This is a genomic window from Blautia intestinalis, from assembly GCF_014297355.1.
Taxonomy (GTDB): domain Bacteria; phylum Bacillota; class Clostridia; order Lachnospirales; family Lachnospiraceae; genus Blautia_A; species Blautia_A intestinalis.
The window spans coordinates 144,012-164,562 of sequence record NZ_JACOQE010000006.1 but is presented as its reverse complement, the minus strand read 5'-3'; the positions used below and the strand labels follow the sequence as shown (position 1 = coordinate 164,562).

21 protein-coding genes and 2 tRNA genes are annotated in these 20,551 nt (G+C 42.8%); 16 read left to right on the top strand and 7 right to left on the bottom strand.

From position 1 onward, the window contains the following. Nucleotides 1–46 precede the first annotated feature (46 nt). From H8Z79_RS11350 to H8Z79_RS17685, 3 genes are all read left to right on the top strand, one after another. Nucleotides 47–118, top strand: a tRNA-Glu gene (locus tag H8Z79_RS11350). Nucleotides 119–144: 26 nt separating this feature from the next. Next, nucleotides 145–215, top strand: a tRNA-Cys gene (locus tag H8Z79_RS11345). A gap of 177 nt (nt 216–392) precedes the next feature. After that, entirely contained in the window at nt 393–677 is a 285-nt protein-coding gene (locus H8Z79_RS17685; RefSeq protein ID WP_330607564.1) for a hypothetical protein, read from the top strand. A 388-nt stretch (nt 678–1,065) separates the two neighbouring features. Here the strand turns inward: H8Z79_RS17685 and H8Z79_RS11335 are convergent, their stop codons facing one another. From H8Z79_RS11335 to H8Z79_RS11325, 3 genes are all read right to left on the bottom strand, one after another. Continuing rightward, complete coding sequence (locus H8Z79_RS11335; RefSeq protein ID WP_118039153.1) at nt 1,066–2,328, bottom strand: dihydroorotase; 1,263 nt, start codon at nt 2,326–2,328, stop codon at nt 1,066–1,068. 165 nt (nt 2,329–2,493) lie between these two features. Continuing rightward, nucleotides 2,494–3,714 carry a cation:dicarboxylate symporter family transporter gene (locus tag H8Z79_RS11330; RefSeq protein ID WP_118039154.1) on the bottom strand — a complete coding sequence of 407 codons (1,221 nt, stop codon included), beginning with the start codon at nt 3,712–3,714 and terminating at the stop codon, nt 2,494–2,496. 31 nt (nt 3,715–3,745) lie between these two features. After that, nucleotides 3,746–5,035, bottom strand: coding sequence for an L-cysteine desulfidase family protein (locus tag H8Z79_RS11325; protein WP_118039155.1), 1,290 nt, complete (start codon nt 5,033–5,035; stop codon nt 3,746–3,748). A 288-nt stretch (nt 5,036–5,323) separates the two neighbouring features. On the opposite strand from H8Z79_RS11325, the gene rpsF reads away from it, so the two are divergent. The 7 genes from rpsF (at nt 5,324) to H8Z79_RS11290 (ending at nt 11,202) form a co-directional block, all read left to right on the top strand. Beyond that, nucleotides 5,324–5,611 carry a 30S ribosomal protein S6 gene (gene rpsF / locus H8Z79_RS11320; RefSeq protein WP_015541063.1) on the top strand — a complete coding sequence of 96 codons (288 nt, stop codon included), beginning with the start codon at nt 5,324–5,326 and terminating at the stop codon, nt 5,609–5,611. Between the two features lie 73 nt (nt 5,612–5,684). Beyond that, a complete protein-coding gene (locus H8Z79_RS11315) occupies nt 5,685–6,143 on the top strand; it encodes a single-stranded DNA-binding protein (protein ID WP_015541064.1) in 459 nt (152 codons plus the stop codon). 45 nt (nt 6,144–6,188) lie between these two features. Continuing rightward, on the top strand, nt 6,189–6,452 hold the full coding sequence (gene rpsR / locus H8Z79_RS11310; RefSeq protein WP_015541065.1) for a 30S ribosomal protein S18: 264 nt from the start codon (nt 6,189–6,191) through the stop codon (nt 6,450–6,452). 195 nt (nt 6,453–6,647) lie between these two features. Further along, a complete protein-coding gene (locus H8Z79_RS11305) occupies nt 6,648–8,702 on the top strand; it encodes a DHH family phosphoesterase (protein WP_225876973.1) in 2,055 nt (684 codons plus the stop codon). Then, nucleotides 8,699–9,145: a 50S ribosomal protein L9 gene (gene rplI, locus H8Z79_RS11300; RefSeq protein ID WP_015541067.1), complete on the top strand. Its 447-nt coding sequence runs from the start codon at nt 8,699–8,701 to the stop codon at nt 9,143–9,145. The genes H8Z79_RS11305 and rplI overlap by 4 nt, the downstream gene beginning before the upstream one ends. 19 nt (nt 9,146–9,164) lie before the next feature. Then, nucleotides 9,165–10,493 (top strand): replicative DNA helicase, encoded by a 1,329-nt coding sequence (dnaB, locus tag H8Z79_RS11295; RefSeq protein WP_015541068.1) that lies wholly within the window; start codon nt 9,165–9,167, stop codon nt 10,491–10,493. Nucleotides 10,494–10,638: 145 nt separating this feature from the next. Then, complete coding sequence (locus H8Z79_RS11290) at nt 10,639–11,202, top strand: MerR family transcriptional regulator (protein ID WP_118039157.1); 564 nt, start codon at nt 10,639–10,641, stop codon at nt 11,200–11,202. 58 nt (nt 11,203–11,260) lie between these two features. Here the strand turns inward: H8Z79_RS11290 and H8Z79_RS11285 are convergent, their stop codons facing one another. Then, nucleotides 11,261–11,434: a DUF362 domain-containing protein gene (locus tag H8Z79_RS11285; RefSeq protein WP_005427212.1), complete on the bottom strand. Its 174-nt coding sequence runs from the start codon at nt 11,432–11,434 to the stop codon at nt 11,261–11,263. Nucleotides 11,435–11,635: 201 nt separating this feature from the next. Between H8Z79_RS11285 and H8Z79_RS11280 the strand changes: the two genes are divergently transcribed. After that, nucleotides 11,636–11,836, top strand: coding sequence for a DUF1858 domain-containing protein (locus H8Z79_RS11280; RefSeq protein WP_015541070.1), 201 nt, complete (start codon nt 11,636–11,638; stop codon nt 11,834–11,836). 64 nt (nt 11,837–11,900) lie between these two features. Here H8Z79_RS11280 and H8Z79_RS11275 read toward each other — a convergent pair whose 3' ends face one another. Then, nucleotides 11,901–12,650, bottom strand: coding sequence for an adaptor protein MecA (locus H8Z79_RS11275; RefSeq protein ID WP_118039158.1), 750 nt, complete (start codon nt 12,648–12,650; stop codon nt 11,901–11,903). A gap of 421 nt (nt 12,651–13,071) precedes the next feature. Between H8Z79_RS11275 and H8Z79_RS11270 the strand changes: the two genes are divergently transcribed. After that, complete coding sequence (locus H8Z79_RS11270; RefSeq protein WP_015541072.1) at nt 13,072–13,299, top strand: hypothetical protein; 228 nt, start codon at nt 13,072–13,074, stop codon at nt 13,297–13,299. A 232-nt stretch (nt 13,300–13,531) separates the two neighbouring features. Then, entirely contained in the window at nt 13,532–15,211 is a 1,680-nt protein-coding gene (locus H8Z79_RS11265; protein ID WP_118039159.1) for a glycosyl hydrolase family 18 protein, read from the top strand. A 330-nt stretch (nt 15,212–15,541) separates the two neighbouring features. On the opposite strand, the gene H8Z79_RS11260 is transcribed toward H8Z79_RS11265, so the two are convergent. Both H8Z79_RS11260 and trkA read right to left on the bottom strand, forming a co-directional pair. Continuing rightward, nucleotides 15,542–16,981 carry a TrkH family potassium uptake protein gene (locus tag H8Z79_RS11260; protein ID WP_015541074.1) on the bottom strand — a complete coding sequence of 480 codons (1,440 nt, stop codon included), beginning with the start codon at nt 16,979–16,981 and terminating at the stop codon, nt 15,542–15,544. 14 nt (nt 16,982–16,995) lie between these two features. Continuing rightward, nucleotides 16,996–18,351, bottom strand: coding sequence for a Trk system potassium transporter TrkA (trkA, locus tag H8Z79_RS11255; protein ID WP_118039160.1), 1,356 nt, complete (start codon nt 18,349–18,351; stop codon nt 16,996–16,998). Between the two features lie 180 nt (nt 18,352–18,531). Between trkA and H8Z79_RS11250 the strand changes: the two genes are divergently transcribed. The 3 genes from H8Z79_RS11250 (at nt 18,532) to H8Z79_RS11240 (ending at nt 20,532) form a co-directional block, all read left to right on the top strand. Then, entirely contained in the window at nt 18,532–19,446 is a 915-nt protein-coding gene (locus tag H8Z79_RS11250; RefSeq protein WP_015541076.1) for a mechanosensitive ion channel family protein, read from the top strand. 154 nt (nt 19,447–19,600) lie between these two features. Continuing rightward, complete coding sequence (locus H8Z79_RS11245) at nt 19,601–20,152, top strand: biotin transporter BioY (protein WP_015541077.1); 552 nt, start codon at nt 19,601–19,603, stop codon at nt 20,150–20,152. A gap of 23 nt (nt 20,153–20,175) precedes the next feature. After that, on the top strand, nt 20,176–20,532 hold the full coding sequence (locus H8Z79_RS11240; RefSeq protein WP_225876972.1) for a DUF1284 domain-containing protein: 357 nt from the start codon (nt 20,176–20,178) through the stop codon (nt 20,530–20,532). Nucleotides 20,533–20,551: the final 19 nt, after the last annotated feature.

The following is a 20,551-nucleotide window of genomic DNA, read 5'->3' as shown; positions in this document are numbered from 1 at the left end:
CAGGGGGAGTTAGCTTTTCGGACTTTAGAGCCGATAGCAGATAATTGGCTCCATGGTCAAGCGGTTAAGACACCGCCCTTTCACGGCGGTAACAGGGGTTCAAATCCCCTTGGAGTCATTTCCTTAAAGGAAATAATTAAATATGGTGCCATAGCCAAGTGGTAAGGCAAAGGTCTGCAACACCTCTATCCCCGGTTCAAATCCGGGTGGCACCTCTGTAAACTCCGGAATTCGATATTCCGGAGTTTGTTTTTTGTATTACATATCGGCAGAAATACTGAAAGATAACGTTTTCGCAAAACATTACACTATACAGGAAATAAAGAATCTATAGAAACTTCATTCGTAATAGAGTGATTTTCTATAGATTTATTGCGTTATAAGACAAAAAGTTGAATAACCTGACATCGTTTTCTGATCTTACATTAGAATACGATGTAGAGGCAGTAGAAAATGCAGGGCTGATTGAAGAGGGATGGATTGATGAATTTCCGAATGACAGTTCTCCGTACACATCCACGATCGTATTTCTGGTAAGAAAAGGAAATCCGGTGGAGCAAGATGGAATTATCTGGCGGCATGGGCGTATGCGGATAAAAAGTTTGATGGCGACGAAGAAAAGATCAAAGACTTTATCAAGAAACTTTATGCAAACGTACTTGTACTGGATTCCGTAGCAATCGTAGATTCTGTAGTAGATAAAAAAGGAACCAGAGAGGTAGCGACGGAATATCTGAATTATCTGTATTCTGATGAAGCTCAGAGAATTGCAGCAGATAATTATTATCGCCCATCAAATGAGGACATTCTGAAAGAATATGCAGATGTCTTTGACTTGAATATAAATCTTGTGACGATTGACGATTTTGGAGGATGGGAAAAAGCTCAGGAAACACATTTTGCAGATGGCGGTGTGTTTGACCAGATTTATGAAGAATAAGAAATAGAAATAAGAACTCTCCCCGGCAGGACCATAAGATCACTGTGCTGGGGAGGGTTCTTTGCATTACATATTGAGGAGGCACTGGTGGCGCGTCCGTTGATGCGTAAAGTTATACACACAATTTATCTGCGATAAACAATTTTTCCACCGCAGATCGTGTAGTGGATTTTTCCGTACAGCTCAGATCCCGTAAACGGACTGTTGGAAGATTTGGAAGCAAAATCGGTGACGGTCCATATTTCATCCGGATCAAAGACTACAAAGTCAGCCGGAGCATTGACTTGAATGACACCGCCCGGCAAACGATAGAGCATCGCAGGATTGCAGGTCATTTTTTCCAGAAGTTCCATCAGGGTAAGATGCCCTTCTTTTACAAGGGAAGTAATACCGAGACCGAGGGAGGTTTCAAGCCCTGTGATACCGCTCGGAGCTTCTGTAAGCGGTTTTGCTTTTTCTTCCGTACTGTGAGGGGCATGATCAGTAGCAATCAGGTCAATCGTGCCGTCTTTCAGTCCCGCAATGATTGCCAGGCGATCTTTTTCTGTACGAAGCGGCGGATTCATTTTTGCAAGGGTGCCATGCTTCAAAAGAGCTTCTTCTGTTAAAGTAAAATGATGAGGCGTTGCTTCTGCATGGATATCAGCACCGAGCTTTTTTGCTGTGCGGACAAGTTCAACGGAGTTTGCGGAGCTGATATGCTGGATCACGACAGCAGCGCCGCTTTGAAGCGCAAGCATACAATCACGTGCTACCATAACTTCTTCTGCGATGGCAGGAGAACCAATGACATTAAGTTTTTCAGCGGTTTTTCCGGCATTGATACCGTTATTGGTGATAAAGGCTTTGTCCTCTTCGTGAAGGCTGATTGGCATATGAAGTGCAGCAGCCTTTTTCATTGCCTGATAGCAGAATACCGCGTCGAGAAGCGGAATACCATCATCGGTGAATCCACAGGCGCCTGCATTGGCAAGTGCATCGAAATCAGTCATTTTTTCACTATTCAGGCCGTAGGAGACAGAAGCAGTCTGATAGATATGTATATTTTCTTTCTGTGCGCGCTCCAGAATATCTTTCAGAGTATCAACAGAGTCTACGGTAGGTTTTGTGTTTGCCATACAGATGACAGATGTAAATCCGCCCTTTGCAGCTGCAAGTGAACCGGTATGGATATTTTCTTTGTAAGTGAGTCCCGGATCACGAAAATGCACGTGTGTATCGACTAATCCCGGAGCTACAGTCAGTCCTGAAAGGTCAAGAATTTCTTCTTCATTCTGCGGAACAAGGTTCTGGGCAAGTTCAGTGATAATACCGTTTGTAATACGGATGTCCCGAGGTGCGGCGGTTCGGGTAGCCGGATCAATAAGATGACCATTTTTAAGAAGCATAGTTTTCTCCCTTCTGACAGTGCAAGAGGATATTGCCAGTTCTTTTGCTTACTGTCACTAAATTAAATTCAGTATAGAAGAAACCGGAGAACTTTGTCAAGCTGACAAAATCCTCCGGTCTTATATTGGCAGTAAAATAATTAGTTTAATAGACAGAATATAAAATTATAAATCTACGCTGATATTCTGTTCTTTAATATTGTGTCTCCTGGCGTATCCGGTGAGGATAAGGGTAAGAGCACCATCGCCTGTAACGTTACATGCTGTACCAAAGCTGTCCTGAAGGGCAAAGATCGTCAGCATAAGAGCAGTGCCTGTTTCGTTGAAACCGAGAACACCGGTAATCAGCCCGAGGGATGCCATAACAGTTCCTCCCGGAACGCCAGGTGCTCCGAGTGCGAAGATTCCGAGCAGCAGACAGAACAGAATCATGGTGCCAGGTGCCGGGATAGAGCCATACAGGATCTTTGAAATAGTCATAACAAAAAATACTTCAGTAAGAACAGACCCGCAGAGATGGATGTTGGCAAAAAGAGGAATACCAAACTGTACCATATCTTTACGAAGTGGTTTTGCTTTGCCTGCACACTGAAGAGCAACTGCAAGAGTAGCAGCAGAGGACATGGTTCCTACCGCAGTCAGATAAGCCGGTCCATAGTGGCGAACAACTTCCATCGGGTTTTCATGTGAATATGCACCGGCAAGAAAATAGAGCAGTGCCATCCAGATAAAGTGACCAATCAGTACGATTACGATAACCTGAAGGAATACAGGAAGCTGTTTGGTAATAGATCCTTCGTAAGCAAGTCCGCAGAAAGTAAGTGCGATAAAGAATGGAAGGATCGGAATAATGATCTTGGATACGATGGAAAGCACGATTTTCTGGAATTCATCCAGTACACCGGTGATCAGCTTTGTCTGATTCCATGTAGCAGCCAGACCTACCATGATAGAAAATACCAGGGCACTCATAACGGACATGATCTGTGGAATGGAAAGTTCGAATACGACTTCCGGAAGTGTCTTAAGCCCTTCTACATCAGTAACAATGGAAAGATGTGGGATAAGTATATATCCTGCACCTGTGGAAAAAAGAGCTGCACCGATAGAAGATGCATAAGCGATCACAAGAGCAACACCCAGCATACGGGAGGCACTGTTGCCGAGCTTTGTGATAGATGGTGCGATAAAACCGATGATGATCAGTGGTACACAGAAGTTAATGAGCTGTCCGAGAACATATTTTACTGTGACAACGATATTCAGAATCGCAACAGTCAGTGAAGCACCGTCCGTTTTGTTTAAAATGATACCTGCAATGATACCGATGATAACACCGACCAACAGTTTGAAAGGCAGGCTTGTAAGGAAATTATTTTTTTTCATTTAAGTAGTCTCCCTGTAAAAAGATATAAGATCAACAGTCCTGATTGATATCAGCCTGATCTATCATGACATTGAGAATTTCCGTATCGGTGAGACGCATGCCGACGCGTCCGATATAGCCCATACTTTTGATGGTTTCTTCGATGTCGTCTTTGATGATCCCCTCGCCCGGAAGAAAACTCTTGTTCTGAATGCTGAGCTGGAAAGCCATCAGAGCGGCATCGACAGAAGAGGCAATTTTTGCAGCGCAGGATGGTTTGGCACCGTCACAGACGATTCCACCGACGTTTCCGAGGGTGTTGATGATCGTCAGGGATACCTGCTGGTAAGTACCGCCATACATGTAGGTGATTCCTGCACCGGCACCGCACGCTGCACTGACGGCGCCACAGTAAGCAGAAAGACTTCCTATATAGTATTTCTGGTGGATGGCGATCAGATTGCTGACAACGAGAGAACGACAGAGTTTCTCATGAGAAACTTCCCATTCTTCAGCAAAAACAATAACAGGGAGAGATACGGTCATTCCCTGATTTCCACTTCCGGAGTTGATTACAACCGGCATGGAACAGCCGCCCATACGGGCATCGCTTCCGGCAGCAGCCCTTGCACATGCTCTGGTCGTTACACTTTTGCCCCAGACATGCATAAGCGTTTTGCCGATCTGCGCGCCGTAGTTATTGTCCAGTCCCTCCTGAGAGATGGCGGAGTTCAGTTTGATCTGACGATCCAGAATCGGCTGTACATCTTCAATTTTTACCTGATCGGCAAAATCCAGGATGTCTTTGACTGCCAGTTTGGATTTATCCACAGTAGTAACATTGTCAGATTTGTATGGATTATCCAGAATTACTTCACCGTTCTTTTCGATATGGGTGATGTTGGTGTGCTGATGCTCGATAGTGACAGAAGCGTAATGTCCGCCTTTGATCACTTTGGCTGTGATGTAGAGGTTGTCTACATTCTGAACAAGAGAGCAGGAACAGACTTTCTTTGCAATCAGTTCTTTCGTGAGGGCAATGTCTTTGGGAGTTACTTCACTGAGTACTTCCAGAGCTTTGTCAGCATTTCCTCCGACAATGCCGAGAACAGCTGCAACGTCAATTCCTTTAAGTCCGCCGGAATTCGGAACAGTAACACCTTTAACATTCTTAATGATGTTTCCGCTCAGAAGCATTTCCACCGTATCCGGAAATTCTCCGAGAATCTGGCGTGCTTTTGCCGCTGCATAAGCAATGGCAATCGGTTCTGTACATCCGAGTGCAGGTACCAGCTCCTGTTTCAGAATGTTCAGATAGTTTGCATATAATGCAGAGTCCATTAGTGGGTCTCCTTTCCCTTTAATACGCGTTTAAGCGTTTGTGCAATCAGTATATCCTGTTTTACAAAATATTACAATGTATTATGCAAAATAACAAATAATAAATATGATTTAACAAGTATGTATTCAGGAAAAAAGAACAATTTTCATAAAAAGTGAAATGTTCGACAAAAAGCGCTTTACATTTGAAAACTCATATGTTAAAATAATCAACTGTGTGATATATTTTCATATCCTTGCTCTCTGTACAGGCAGAGGGCCATAAAGACCACAAGGAGGTAAGAAAGCATGAACAAGTACGAATTAGCATTAGTTGTGAGCGCAAAAGTTGAAGACGAAGTTCGTGATGCAGTAGTAGAGAAAGCAAAAGGCTACATCGCTCGTTACAACGGAAACGTCACAGAAGTAGAAGAATGGGGTAAGAAGAAATTAGCTTACGAAATTCAGAAAATGCATGAAGGCTTCTACTATTTCATTCAGTTTGAAGCAGACGCACAGTGTCCGGCCGAAGTAGAAAGACATGTACGTATCATGGACAACGTATTAAGATACTTAGTCGTTCGTAAAGACGCATAATCTTTTTACAGATGGATTTTAGAAAGCACCATTAAGAAACCCGTTCACTCACTAAGAAGAAAGAGGTATAACAATGAACAAAGTAATTTTAATGGGACGCTTAACAAGAGATCCTGAGGTAAGATATTCCGCAGGAGAAAATGCACTGGCAATTGCAAGATACACATTGGCAGTCGACAGAAGATTTCGTCGTGACGGAGAAGCTACCGCTGATTTTATCAGCTGTGTTGTTTTCGGGCGTGGCGCGGAATTTGCAGAGAAATATTTCCATCAGGGAATCCGCATTGTAGTCAGCGGTCGTATTCAGACAGGCAGCTACACGAACAGAGAAGGCCAGAAAGTTTATACAACGGAAGTTGTTGTTGAGGAACAGGAATTTGCAGAAAGCAAAGCATCCAGTGACAGCTATGCAGCATCACATCCTCAGCAGAATGCAGCACCGGCTCCGTCAATGCCGAGCCCGGGAGCAGCAAGCGCAGATGGCTTTATGAACATTCCGGATGGAATCGACGAGGAGCTTCCATTTAACTAAGCTCTTAATTTAAACTGAAAGAAATATGAACAGGAGGAAACCATCATGGCTTACAATAGAGGCGAAAGACCGGACTCTCCAATGAAGAGAAGAGGCGGACGCAGAAGAAAAAAAGTTTGTGTATTCTGCGGTAAAGAAAACAATGAAATCGATTACAAGGATGTAGCAAAACTCAGAAAATATGTTTCTGAAAGAGGTAAAATCCTTCCGAGAAGAATCACAGGAAACTGTGCAAAACATCAGAGAGCTCTGACTGTTGCTGTTAAGAGAGCACGTCATCTGTCCCTGATGCCATACGTTCAGGACTAATCTGATCGATATAGCGTATATGAGCGGCTGTCACCTAAAAGACGGAATTCTGTCTGGAGGGTGGCAGCGTTTTTTTTCTGAAAAAAGACACCGAAGCTGTTTTCTTTACAATTTTATGGTAAAGTCTCGGTGAATCTGTTATAATAGAGAATAGCATCGTTGTTAAGAATAAGAAAAAGAATGGTAAAGAGTGTTATGAGGGGAAAATTAAAATTAAAAGGCCATCTGAAGCATTTAGCCCGCTGGCCATTGTATTTATCCGTTCTGCTGATTGCATTGAATATTCTGGTATACGTGATCAACATAAAAGCCGGTGCAGTTGTCACTATGGGCAATATCCTCTATCTTGTGGCAGCAGTTGCACTTTTGCTTTATCACAGACCACTGTTGTTCAATGATCTGATTGCTTTTGCCAGCCAGTATGAATTTCTTGAGAAACGTGTTCTTGAGGAACTGGCGCTTCCATATGCAGTGATGGATATGCAGGGAAGGATGATCTGGTCCAACAGAATGTTTGCCCGGCTGACCGGGAAAGATTCCTTCTATCATAAAAATGTCAGCACGCTTTTTCCGGATATTACAGCAGACAAACTTCCGGGAAAGGATGGAAGGGACATTGCAGAACTCAGTACGCAGTTTGGAGACCGCATTTACCGGATCTCTATGCAGAAGATGATGCTCGGTGAATCCGTTGCTCCATCAAAACTTCTGATGGATTTTCCGGATACGACCAGCCTGATCGCGATGTATCTCTATGATGAGACAGAGCTGAAAGAGTATATTCAGGCAAATGAGGACAATAAGCTGGTAGTTGCGCTGGCTTACCTCGATAATTACGAAGAAGCACTGGAAAGTGTTGAAGATGTAAGGCGCTCTCTTCTGATCGCACTGATCGACCGTAAGATCACGAAATACTTTTCCAATTATGACGGACTTGTTCGTAAACTGGAAAAAGACAAATATTTCCTGATTATGAGACAGAGTTCTCTTGAAGCTCTGAAAGAGCAGAAGTTCCATATCCTTGAAGAAGTAAAGACGGTAAATATCGGTAATGAAATGACGGTGACATTAAGTATCGGTATTGGTTTGAATGCCCCGACTTATCTTCAGGATTATGAATATTCACGTATTGCGATCGAGATGGCACTTGGACGTGGCGGTGATCAGGTTGTAATCAAGAATGGTGAGAAGATCACTTATTATGGCGGTAAGGCGCAGCAGATGGAAAAGACCACGAGGGTCAAAGCCAGAGTAAAGGCACAGGCACTCAAGGAATTTATGAGCACTAAAGAGCGCGTTGTCGTCATGGGACATAAGATCACAGATGTTGATGCACTTGGAGCTGCCATTGGTATTTACCGTGCAGGTAAGACACTTGGCAAACCGGTACACATAGTTGTCAATGATCCATCTACTTCAATCCGACCGCTGATGGCAGGATATATGAATAATCCGGATTATGAACCGTCCATGTTTATTGACCGTAATCAGGCAATCGATCTGGTCGATGACAATACTGTCGTTGTCGTGGTTGATACGAACAAACCGAGTTATACAGAGTGCGAAGACCTTTTGTATCTGACAAAGACAATCGTGGTACTGGATCATCACCGCAGAGGGAATGAAGTCATTCAGAATGCGGTACTTTCCTATGTGGAGCCGTATGCATCCTCTACCTGTGAGATGGTTGCCGAGATTTTGCAGTACTTTTCAGATGATCTCCGTCTGAGAAATATTGAAGCGGACTGTCTGTATGCGGGAATTATGATCGACACAAATAACTTTATCACAAGAGCAGGTGTGCGTACTTTTGAGGCGGCTGCTTTCTTGAGACGCTCCGGTGCGGATATGACACGTGTCCGCAAAATGCTACGTGATAATATTGATTCTTATAAAGCAAGAGCTGAGGCAGTACGTACTGCAGAAATCTACCGTGGATGTTTTGCTATCGCACAGTGCCCGAGCAAAGGGCTGGAAAGTCCTACGGTTGTCGGTGCACAGGCTGCCAATGAACTTCTGAATATTGCAGGAGTGAAGGCATCTTTCGTTCTGACCCCTTACAATAAAGAAGTCTACGTCAGTGCCCGCGCGATCGATGAAGTCAATGTACAGATCATGATGGAAAAGCTTGGCGGCGGCGGACATATCAATATTGCCGGTGCACAGGTTAGACGCCCGATGGATGAAGTCGAAGATATGATCAAAGAAATTATAGATGAGATGTATCAGGAGGAAGAAACAAAGAAATGAAAGTAATTTTATTAGAAGACGTAAAATCTCTTGGAAAAAAAGGACAGATCGTGAATGTCAGTGACGGATATGCAAGAAATATGATCTTACCGAAAAAACTTGGTGTGGAGGCTACTCCGAAGAACCTCAACGATCTGAAACTTCAGAAAGCCAATGCAGAAAAAGTTGCGCAGGAGAATCTCGAAGCAGCACAGGCTTTTGCAAAAGATCTCGAAACAAAAGAAATCATTCTGACACTGAAAGTAGGAGAGGGTGGAAGAACATTCGGTTCTGTTTCCTCCAAAGAAATCTCCGAAGCAGCTAAAACTCAGCTTGGTCTCGACATCGACAAGAAAAAGCTGCAGCTTCCGAATCCGATCAGAAATCTTGGTGTGACACAGGTTCCGGTAAAACTTCATCCTAAGGTAACCGGAAGTCTGAAAGTCTGGATCAAAGAAGCATAAGAAACAAGGAGTGGGCACGATGGAAGAAGCACTGATAAAAAGAATACCACCTCACAGTCTGGAGGCCGAACAATCAGTAATTGGTGCCATGCTTCTTGACAGGGATGCCATTCTGGTTGCATCCGAGATTCTGACAAGTGATGATTTTTATCAGAATCAGTATGGAATTATTTTTGATGCAATGGTGGAACTCTGTAATGAGGGCAAACCGGTAGATCTGGTCACTCTGCAGAATCGCCTGAAAGAAAAAGATCTGCCGCCGGATATCAGCAGTATGGAATATGTCCGTGAGCTGATCGAGGCAGTTCCGACTTCAGCAAACGTAAAATACTATGCAAACATCGTCAGTGAAAAAGCGCTTCTCCGTCGCCTGATCCGGGCAACAGAGGATGTGGCAAATACCTGCTATCTCGAGAAAGAAAGCACAGAAATGATCCTTGAGGAGTCTGAGAAAAAGCTTTTTAATATTCTTCAGAGAAGTATCGGCGGAGACTATGTACCGATTCAGCAGGTCGTCCTGAATGCAATCAATAATATTGAAAAAGCATCGAAATTAAAAGGTAGTGTAACCGGTATTCCAACCGGATTTATTGATCTGGATTATAAGACATCGGGAATGCATCCATCGGATCTGGTACTGATCGCAGCCCGTCCTTCGATGGGTAAAACGGCATTTGTTCTGAATATCGCACAGTATATGGCATTCCGTAAGGATGTTACCGTGGCTATCTTCAGTCTCGAAATGTCAAAGGAACAGCTGGTGAACCGTCTGCTTGCGATGGAATCCCATGTAGACTCTCAGAACATGCGTACCGGTAATCTGAAGGATGAGGACTGGACAAAGCTTGTAGAGGGTGCAGATATCATCGGACGTTCCAATCTGATCATAGATGACACACCGGGAATCAGTATTGCAGAAATGCGTTCAAAGTGCAGAAAATATAAGTTGGAACATAATCTCGGAATCATCATGATCGACTATCTTCAGCTGATGAGCGGAAGCGGAAAGAGTGATTCCCGTCAGCAGGAGATTTCCGATATTTCCCGTTCACTCAAGGCACTTGCGAGGGAACTGAGCGTGCCGGTCATTGCACTTTCGCAGCTGAGCCGTGCTGTAGAGCAGCGACCGGATCACCGCCCGATGCTTTCGGATCTCCGTGAGTCCGGAGCAATTGAGCAGGATGCAGATGTTGTAATGTTTTTGTATCGTGATGACTATTATCATAAAGATACTGAGAAGAAAGACATTGCAGAAGTTATCATTGCGAAGCAGAGAAATGGACCGATCGGCACGATCGAACTGGTATGGCTGCCTCGTTATACACAGTTTGTGAATATGAAAAAATAGACAATATGTGCTGAATGCAGCCATATACCGCGGAATTATACAGTTCCGATGGTGTAGGGCTGTTTTTTTGTCGGACTGTTTTCATTGAATTTGAGAAAAATCCTGTCTATAATAAATTGTAGTGAATTTCATAAGGAGGTGCGGGATGGAGACACGTTATACAGTCAGACAGACAGTTGAGATGACTGGCGTCAAGTCCTATGTTCTGCGGTACTGGGAGGAAGAACTGGAGCTTCAGATCCATAGAAATGAACTGGGACACCGTTATTACACCGGATATGATATTCAGCTTTTTTTGAATATAAAAGAACTGAAGAGGCGGGGGCTACAGCTTCGTGCAATCAAAAAACTGATTCCTCAGATCACTGCATCCATGAGCGGATTCGAAGAAAGTGGGGCGGCATTGCTGGAAGGTGTTGCAGAGGACATATCGGAAGATGCGCAGACAAGAGCAGAAGAAGATATAAATACAGAAAAGAGGACAGATACCGTCAAAGCAGAAATACACAATAATGAAAAAATTCTGGAATTTCAGACGATCCTTGAGCGATTGATCGCGCAGGAATTACGTTCTCAGAATGAAGACGAGGAACGGTGCCGGTCGCTTGATTTTGCAATTCGGAGGCAGCAGATGGCAAGGCGTGAAGCCGCGGCTGCATCCGAAAAAAAGGGAAAAAGAAAACACCGGGACGGCGTAGAGAAAAAATAAAGAAGAACAGAAAAAAGCTACGGCAGATGCCGCAGCTTTTTTGTTGTCGTGAATGAAATTATTCAGCTGGATGGATTGCTTCTGTAGGACAGGCGTCAGCGCAAGTTCCACAGTCAAGGCATGCATCAGCATCAATTTCAAAATGCTCTGCACCTTCAGAGATAGCTTCAGCTGGACATTCAGCTGCACAAGTTCCACAGCTTACACATTCATCAGAAATTACATATGCCATTATTAATATCCTCCTTTTTTCTCGTTAGTACCCTTACAGGTTCTATATCGTTATTCTAATATATATCTTTCGGGATTACAAGTACAAATTTGTGAACAAAATTTGATATTTAAGGTTGATTCCTACTAACTTTTATATTATAATGAGAAATAACGGAAAATTTAAGAAATATTTTTTCCGTAAGAAAAGGAGGAAATTACGATGGCAAAAGTTACAAAAGATATGCTGATTGGCCAGTTGATTACTTTAGATCCAAATATCGCACCGATTCTTATGAGAGCAGGTATGCACTGCCTTGGCTGCCCGTCTTCACAGATGGAATCACTGGAAGAAGCTGCTATGGTTCATGGAATGGATGTTGATGTACTGGTTCAGCAGATCAATGACTTTCTTGGAGAATAATATCCAACCATTTTTAATGAAAAAGACTGGCGAAGATGCCAGTCTTTTTATTGCATTGCATCAATCAGAGCTGTGTAAGCTGCTGTAATGCATTTTCAGAGATCAGTTCTCCGTGTTCTTTAAGGTGTGCTTCACCGGCAATCGAAAACGGTCTGCTCTTACCGTACTCAGAAAGAATGTTGCAGACTTTGTTGAATTCCTCAGGTGAGTAACCAGACTGATGGATGACGAGCTGATAACGAGCCTCATTGCCTTCTTTGTATAGTGTGTTGAGACCGGTAAAGAAACTGTTCAGGCCATGAGCGGCAGCAATGACATCATCAAGCCGGTTGAAGCAGAAAAGACATGTCAGATTGACTGCCGGAGTATCTGAAGAAGCAGCAGGAGATTCCTGGCTGTCTTTTTGTGTGGTGGCCTGCTTTCGGGAAGAACCACCTTTCATTTTTGCTTCGCATATTTTCTGAAAAATATCGATGATGTTATCAGCACCGTCAAGCTGAAGTGGCTCAGCCGGTGAATTTTCCTTATATGGTGAAAACTTGGAAAAACGTGTATCCAGTTCATCAGGATCTTCGACTTTGGTTATGATGAGGATGATACTGTCAAGATTGACCGGAATTGCCTCGATCATCAGCGGAATATTGTCAGCTTCAAAGCCAAACTGCATCTGTGCCTGCTGCATCATATCGCGGAAAAGCTTCTTGGCTTTCTCGGAGCCGTAGGCAAGTTCTTTGAGATTGACCTGATGTGTTTCCAGATCCTCACGGGTTAAAGTACAACGGATTTGGTTTTCATTGATTTTCTCTATTTTCATTTTATCACATCCTATTCTTGTTCCCCTGTCTCTGCAATATTATATACCACAACCCTACAGAATGTAAAGAAATACAATTTGCCTGTTTATAAAAAATTTAGAAAAAAAGTGGAAATTTTTTGATAAAATGACAAAAGCGCTTGCATATATCAAAAATACAGGTATAATAAGCCGTAAGAAAAAATATTTGTGTAGCGGATAGTTGAAAAACATTTTTTTACAGCAAACCAACACTTACACAATAACACAATTCTTTTTACATAAAGTCATTGCCAGAAACATGTCCTGCAGCATTCACGCTGTGGCAGCAAGCAATTTCCCTAAGATTAAGTTCAATTATCGTGCCGGTATTTTTTCTTAAACCTATCAGGTGTTTTCTAAAATCAAAATAACAAGGAAGGGAGGAAAGGATTAAGGAAGTATGTCACATGACAAGAAACACAATAATTCCGTAAAACCTCTGAAGTCAGAGCTGAAGCTTTACCGCAGACAAGGAGTAGAGCTTTATCTGGATGGCAGTCCAAGTAAGCCGAAGACGATAGCGAGAGCCTGTATGATCGCAGAAGACGGATGTTATATGCGGGATTATACAGAAGATGAGAACGGACGGATCGCAAGAGTAGATTTTGACCGGATAAAAAACACCTAGGGCATATAGGAAGAAGGGATTTTCTGATTTGCCTGTAAGCAGCTTTCCCTACAATACTTAACCATATGTCAGAAGATCCCTTCCTGAAAAGCAGCACAGTTTTGCATAAATGCGAAATTTTAAATAAACAACACAAGCCATAAAAAACATGATATAATAAATCTGTATATGTCAATTTTCAGAAGAAACTGCAGAACACTCAGAGATTCTCTGAGTCAAAAGGGAGAAACAGATGAAACATGGGACAGAGAAACAAATGAAGAAACAGCAGAAGCCGGTAGTGATTGTCTGTATATTGATCTTAGTACTGGCAGCTGTCGGCGTGGGAACGCACTTTATCAAAAAGTATATTCCTACGAAGGAGCGAATGGATTTGACGGAATATTATGGACAGACGGGCGAAGACGAAATGACAGTTATTCTTGGCACAGATATTATGGAGACGAAGGCGGTAAAATCCGGAGACAGGGTGTATCTTCCGCTGGATATGGTAAATACATACCTGAATCAGAGATATTACTGGGACAGTGCGAACCAGCAGATTCTTTATGCTACGCCATCAGAACTGCAGTATTATCCGGCTTCAGGGAGTGGAGACAGTGAGGTCTGGTTAAAGGATGATACGGTATATCTGAATCTCGACTTTATAAAGAAATATACAGATCTGGATGCGTATGTATATGACAATCCTTCAAGAATTGCGATCCAGCATCAGTTTACATCCGTAAATACTGTAACTGTAAAGAAAGATACCAGTATTCGCTATCGTGGAGGCATCAAATCCCTGATTCTGACAGATGTCAGCAAAGGTACGACACTGCTCTATATGGAAGCGCTGGAAGACTGGGTACAGGTGGCAACCATGGATGGTTATATCGGATATGTCCGGAAGGATACTCTTTCCGATATGGAGACAAAAGATTTCGAGAGAGATTTCCAGAAAGAAGAATATACTTATCTTACCATGGAGGATAAAGTGAATTTAAGCTGGCATCAGGTGACGACACAGGAGGCAAATGCTTATCTTGCAGACAGCATTGCAAATATCAGCGGAGTCAATGTGATTTCTCCTACATGGTTCTATATTCAGGATACAGCAGGAAATATCGGAAATATTGCATCAGCAGATTATGTGTCACTGGCACATGAGAGAGGCCTGAAAGTATGGGGGCTGATTGACAACTTTACTGCAGATGTCAGTACGACAGAGACACTTTCGCAGCTGGCATCCAGACAGAATATCATTCAGCAGCTTGTACAGGCAGCTTTATCGGTAGGTCTTGATGGAATTAATGTAGATTTTGAATCGCTCAGTGAGGATGCAGGACCGCATTTTCTTGAATTTTTGAGAGAACTGTCGATTGAATGTCATAAAAATAATCTGGTGGTTTCGGTGGATAATCCGGTTCCGGAAGATTTTACCAGTCACTATGACAGAAAGGAACAGGGGCTGGTCGTAGACTATATTATCATTATGGGATATGATGAGCATTATGTTGGTTCTGATGCAGGATCTGTTGCATCTCTTCCGTGGGTTGAACAGGGGGTACAGGATACGGTCACTGAGGTTACACCGGAGAGAACTATTCTTGCGATTCCGTTCTATACAAGGCTCTGGAAGACTGCCGGAGGTGCTGTGACCAGTGAAGCAATCGGAATGGATGAGGCGCAGAATGTCCTCAGTGCAAATGCAGTAGAGCCCGTCTGGGATGGAAGCGTCGGACAGAATTATGCGACCTTCGAGCAGGACAATTCTACATATCAGATTTGGCTGGAAGATGCGCAGTCGATTGCCGAGAAAGTAAAACTGATTCCGAAGTATAATCTGGCTGGTGTGGCGCAGTGGAAACTCGGATTTGAGAACAGCAGCATCTGGCAGACGATCAGCGACAATTTGCAGGCAGCATCCTGAGAAAATTCTGACAGATAAGAAACTTTACAGAAGATAACATACAGAAAAGCACTTTACTCAAAGAAAAAATCTTCAGCATAGATGGCTGAGACAATACCTGAGTAAAGTGCTTTTTATTTTATAAAGAAACGTTCATAAATTCTTTTCTTATACAGGAGCGATGAAAAATCCCATAAATGGAAGGAGGCCGGTACTTTCGTACCGGCGCGTATGAAAAAGAAAAATATTTTATAGAAAGCTTTCGCTCTCTACAGTGACTACTATACTAGATAAGTGTGAAAAAAATGTGATGCGATTTTGAATAAATTGTGAAGAAATCAATTTTTTACATCAGAATTTTTTCCATGTCCCTTTAAAGAAGAGAAGCAACAGTGGAAAAATCTCCAGTCGTCCGGCAAGCATGTCGAAAATCAGGATACACTTAGAGAAATAAGAGAAAGAACTGAAATTTCCCATAGGCCCGACAATCTCAAGTCCGGGGCCGATGTTGTTAAGTGTTGCGGTGACTGCGGTAAAGTTGGTAGTCATATCAAAGTTATCCAGTGATACAAGCAGTATTGATACTGCAAAGATCAGAAGATAAAGAGTCAGATAGATATTGGTGGATCTCAAAATATCGTGAGTGATCGTTTTCTGATCCATTTTAATCTTTTTGACAGCATTTGGATGCAGATATAACTGGAACTCTTTTCTTGCAGCTTTACAGAGAATCAGAATACGTGAAACTTTGATTCCACCGCCGGTACTGCCGGCACATGCACCAACAAACATCAGCAGCACAAGAATTGTTTTTGACAGGGCGGGCCATTGATTAAAGTCAGCACTGGAAAACCCGGTTGTGGTGATGATGGATCCGACCTGAAATGCTGCCTGCTGTATGGAAACACCAAGATTCTGAAACAGGTGCATAGTATTAAGTCCGATTACAAGAACTGCAGCAGCAATGATTCCGAAGTAGTAGCGGACTTCTTCGAATTTAAGTGCCTGTCGGATCTTTTTTGTAAGGATCAGATAATATGCGGAAAAGTTTACTCCGAATAAAATCATAAATATTGTTGTGACAATCTGACAATAGGTGCTGTAACTTCCCATACTGTCATTTCTGATACCGAATCCACCGGTACCTGCAGTGCCGAATGCAATACATAATGTATCGAATAAAGGAATATTTCCAATCAGAAGCAGAACAATCTGAAGGAATGTCATTCCGATATAGATAGAATACAGAATTTTTGCTGTCTGCTGTACCTTTGGCACCAGTTTACTTACAGAAGGTCCTGGGCTCTCTGCTTTCATCAGATTCATATGATAACCGCCTGCAAGTGGAAGCAGGGAGAGCAGAAATACCAGAACACCCATACCACCGATCCAGTGTGTGAAACTACGCCACATAAGAATACAGTGAGGAAGAACTTCTACATCCGTGAGGATACTGGAACCGGTCGTAGTAAAACCGGAAACAGTTTCAAAAAAAGCATCGATCGGATGCGGGATGGAGCCGCTCAGTACAAATGGAACGGATCCAAAGATGCAGAGTGCCAGCCAGCTTAATGCAACAGCAACGCATCCGTCTTTTGTGTAAAATACTTTGTTTTTTGGTTTGCGAGCTGTCAGAGGAATACCGGCAATAAGGCAGAGTATCATGGAGATCAGGAAAGCAAAGAATTCATGTTCCTGATAAACAAGGGCTGTGATACAGGGAAGCACCATGAAGATTGCCTGAAAGTTACATACCCATCCTACGATATATGCAATTATACGAAAATTCATCGATACACCTCATTTTACGCAAGGATATCGCGAATATCGCGAAGGCCCTTGTGTGTAGTTACAATAATGACATTATCACCAATCTGGATAGAGTCCTGACCTCGTGGAATCCGGACAGTTCCTTCACGGGTAAGGCAGCATACGAGGAGATTTGGCTTGAGATTTAAGTCTGCAAGCGGTATGCCTACTACAGGGGATTCATCACGGATGATAAACTCCAGTGCCTCTGCCTGATTATCAAGGACATGATAGAGTGTTTCCACATTACTGCCGATTGTATTCTGCATGGCACGTACATAACGAAGAATAGAATCAGAGGTGATGTATTTAGGATAAATAACACTTCCGATATCAAGATCATCAATGACGTCTTTATATGGAAGACGGTTGACTTTTGCAATCAGCTTTGCCTGTGTCAGGTTCTTGGCCGACAGGGAAAGAAAGATGTTTTCTTCATCCATATTGGTCAGTGTGACGAAAGATTCTACAGTGGAGAGCCCCTCTTCAAGAAGCAGGGAACGGTCAGTTCCGTCTCCGCAGATGATCGTTGCATCCGGAAGCATTTCACTGAGTTCCTCGCAGCGGTCTTTATTTTTATCAATAATTTTGACATCGATCTTGAGGTCGGATAAAGTCTTTGCAAGATAATAAGAAATTGTACCGCCACCAATGATCAGAGTATTTTTGACCTGATGCGTCTTGAGGCCGATTTTTTTGAAAAAATGGGCAGTGTTTTTCGGAGTTGCGATGATAGAAACAAAATCACCATTATGAACCAACTGATCACCACCCGGAATACTTAAAGTTGTTTTACTTTCGATTGCGCAAAAAAGAACATCGCAGCGATACTTGTCTGTAATCTGAGAGATGGACATTCCATCCAGACCAAATTCCGGAAGAACCTTAAACTTCAGAAGCTCTACACGGCCTCTGGAAAATGGATCGATTTTGATTGCGGCTGGGAAACGGAGCAATCGTGAAATTTCTCTGGCAGTTGCCAGTTCCGGATTGATGATCATGGACAGTCCGAGACGCTCTTTGATGAAACTGATCTCTTTGCTGTAGATCGGATTACGTACACGGGCGATGGTCTGACAGTGACCTGTCTTCTGTGCAATAAGACAGCAGAGCAGGTTCAGCTCATCAGAAGCAGTTACTGCAATCATGATATCAGCGGTCTTTACACCAGCCTCCATAAGTGTATTGATACTGGCACCGTTGCCGACGATTCCCATTGCATCGATATCCTCAGTAAGATCATTGATAACATCCGGATCAGTGTCGATCAGCGTCAGATCGGTATCTTCTTCCTGCAATTGATCCGCAAGGGTGCGTCCAACTTTTCCACACCCAACAATTATAATATGCATGGTTTCCTCCATAAAATAAAGTATATTTCTATTTATAAGCGTTTTCATTATATCACTCTATATGAGAATTTTAAACATATAAAATGGTTTTTGTGTAAAATCCGTGTTATATTAAAACTACAGTTTTGCAAACAAAAAGAGTATGCTGTTTGTATGCAAAAATAACGAAGGGAGCTTTTTATGAGTGCAGTTGATGAAACAGTCAGTAAAGTAGATCAGGGACTGCAGGAAATGGGAATCGGCAGTGTAAAAGAAAGTATCGAGGATATTCTGGACTTTAAACAGTATCTGCAGAATCAAATTCCAGCAGTGACCGGATTTTGTATAAAAGTTGTATTGTCGATTATTGTATTTTTTGTAGGCAGAAAAATCATTCGTTGGATACTGAAGGTTATGCGACGTTCACTGGAACGCGCGAATGTGGATGCCGGAGTGATTCAGTTCGCCTCTTCTGCGGGAAAAGCGATTTTGTATATCCTGCTGATCATTAATATTGCAGTGAGTCTTGGGGTAAAAGAGTCGTCAGTGGCGGCTTTACTCGGAACTGCCGGCGTAACGGTTGGTCTGGCACTGCAGGGCGGACTTGCGAATCTGGCAGGCGGTGTTCTCCTGCTTTTGTTTAAGCCGTTTGTAGTGGGAGATTATATTATTCGGGATCAGTCGAATGGCTGTGAAGGTACGGTTGCAAAGATTGAGATCTGCTATACAACACTTCTCAGTATTGACAACAAGAAAATTGTAGTTCCGAACGGTACATTGTCCAACAGTACGATCATTAATGTGACGGCGAAAGAGAATCGTAAACTTGAGATCAAAGTAGGAATTTCTTATGAGGCAGATATTCAGAAGGCCAAGACCATTCTGGAAAAAATACTGAAAGAAGATCCTGATACAAAGAGTGACAGCCGGGAAATGGTTGTTTTTGTAGATGAACTGGCGGAAAGTGCCGTGATCATGGGATTAAGAGTGTGGGTTGCAACTGAGTCCTACTGGGCGGTAAAATGGCGTCTGAATCAGAAAATAAAAGAAGAATTTGATGCAAATGGAATTGTAATTCCATACAATCAGATGGAAGTCTATGTACATCAGGAATAGAAAGTAAATTAAGATGTGGTGATATGTAAATTACGACATGATAAAAGTAAACCTTTTTACAATGATAGGTTGACAATCTGAGAACGCTGTGTTAAATTGTTAAAATCAAAGCAAAGATCAGATGACAGAAGTCTGTTATCGCGAGGAGGACAAAATGAGTACAGTAGCAGCAACCAGAAGTAAAACTTATGACATTGTATACATTGCCGTTTTTGCAGTGATCATGGCAATCTGTTCCTGGATTTCCATTCCGGCAGCAGTTCCGTTTACATTGCAGACGTTTGGTGTTTTTATTGCCGTAGGCATTCTCGGAGGAAAAAGAGGAACACTTTCTGTTCTGGTATTTATCCTTCTCGGAGCCATCGGTGTACCGGTATTTGCAGGATTTTCCGGCGGAATCGGTGTTCTTGCAGGAACGACCGGTGGATATATCATCGGATTTCTTTTCTCCGCACTTGTAATGTGGGCAATGGAAAAACTTCCTGGCAAAAAAGCAGTGATGCAGATTGTTTCTATGATCGTAGGACTGATTGTCTGTTATGCATTTGGTACTGCATGGTTTATGATCGTTTACAGCAGAGCAAACGGAGCTGTTGGTCTGGCAACCGTTCTTGGATGGTGCGTGATTCCGTTCATCATTCCGGATATCATCAAGATCGTACTTGCTTATGGACTCTCCAGAAAGCTTCGTAAATTTGTAGCATGATCCGGCTGAGACCTCACCATGGGATGTGTCTGGCGTATTTCGAAGGAAAAGGTTACAGTGATGATTTTACCGAAAATATGCAGCATATGCTGGAACTTCTGGAAAAAGGTGCAGAGGTGGAGATGACCGTTTCCGGTGATGAAATTTGCAAAGCCTGCCCCAATCTTAAAAGTGGAGTATGTTTAAGTGCAGATCTCGTAGAACATTACGATCGGAAAGTACTGGAGCATTGTGGATTAAAAGAAAAAGAAAGTCTGAGTTTCCGGGAGTTTGTGGATAACGTACAGAAAAATATCATCGAGACCGGAAAACGCGAGGAAATCTGTGGTGGCTGCCAGTGGAATGAAATATGCAGACGGAAAGAAAGCAGATGGAAATAAGTATGAAATTAGAAACGTG

Coding starts and splice junctions, on each gene's coding strand:
- H8Z79_RS11335 (WP_118039153.1), bottom strand. CDS start 2,328: ATGCTTCTTAAAAATGGTCATCTTATTGATCCGGCTACCCGAACCGCC.
- H8Z79_RS11330 (WP_118039154.1), bottom strand. CDS start 3,714: ATGAAAAAAAATAATTTCCTTACAAGCCTGCCTTTCAAACTGTTGGTC.
- H8Z79_RS11325 (WP_118039155.1), bottom strand. CDS start 5,035: ATGGACTCTGCATTATATGCAAACTATCTGAACATTCTGAAACAGGAG.
- rpsF (WP_015541063.1), top strand. CDS start 5,324: ATGAACAAGTACGAATTAGCATTAGTTGTGAGCGCAAAAGTTGAAGAC.
- H8Z79_RS11315 (WP_015541064.1), top strand. CDS start 5,685: ATGAACAAAGTAATTTTAATGGGACGCTTAACAAGAGATCCTGAGGTA.
- rpsR (WP_015541065.1), top strand. CDS start 6,189: ATGGCTTACAATAGAGGCGAAAGACCGGACTCTCCAATGAAGAGAAGA.
- H8Z79_RS11305 (WP_225876973.1), top strand. CDS start 6,648: ATGAGGGGAAAATTAAAATTAAAAGGCCATCTGAAGCATTTAGCCCGC.
- rplI (WP_015541067.1), top strand. CDS start 8,699: ATGAAAGTAATTTTATTAGAAGACGTAAAATCTCTTGGAAAAAAAGGA.
- dnaB (WP_015541068.1), top strand. CDS start 9,165: ATGGAAGAAGCACTGATAAAAAGAATACCACCTCACAGTCTGGAGGCC.
- H8Z79_RS11290 (WP_118039157.1), top strand. CDS start 10,639: ATGGAGACACGTTATACAGTCAGACAGACAGTTGAGATGACTGGCGTC.
- H8Z79_RS11285 (WP_005427212.1), bottom strand. CDS start 11,434: ATGGCATATGTAATTTCTGATGAATGTGTAAGCTGTGGAACTTGTGCA.
- H8Z79_RS11280 (WP_015541070.1), top strand. CDS start 11,636: ATGGCAAAAGTTACAAAAGATATGCTGATTGGCCAGTTGATTACTTTA.
- H8Z79_RS11275 (WP_118039158.1), bottom strand. CDS start 12,650: ATGAAAATAGAGAAAATCAATGAAAACCAAATCCGTTGTACTTTAACC.
- H8Z79_RS11270 (WP_015541072.1), top strand. CDS start 13,072: ATGTCACATGACAAGAAACACAATAATTCCGTAAAACCTCTGAAGTCA.
- H8Z79_RS11265 (WP_118039159.1), top strand. CDS start 13,532: ATGAAACATGGGACAGAGAAACAAATGAAGAAACAGCAGAAGCCGGTA.
- H8Z79_RS11260 (WP_015541074.1), bottom strand. CDS start 16,981: ATGAATTTTCGTATAATTGCATATATCGTAGGATGGGTATGTAACTTT.
- trkA (WP_118039160.1), bottom strand. CDS start 18,351: ATGCATATTATAATTGTTGGGTGTGGAAAAGTTGGACGCACCCTTGCG.
- H8Z79_RS11250 (WP_015541076.1), top strand. CDS start 18,532: ATGAGTGCAGTTGATGAAACAGTCAGTAAAGTAGATCAGGGACTGCAG.
- H8Z79_RS11245 (WP_015541077.1), top strand. CDS start 19,601: ATGAGTACAGTAGCAGCAACCAGAAGTAAAACTTATGACATTGTATAC.
- H8Z79_RS11240 (WP_225876972.1), top strand. CDS start 20,176: ATGTGTCTGGCGTATTTCGAAGGAAAAGGTTACAGTGATGATTTTACC.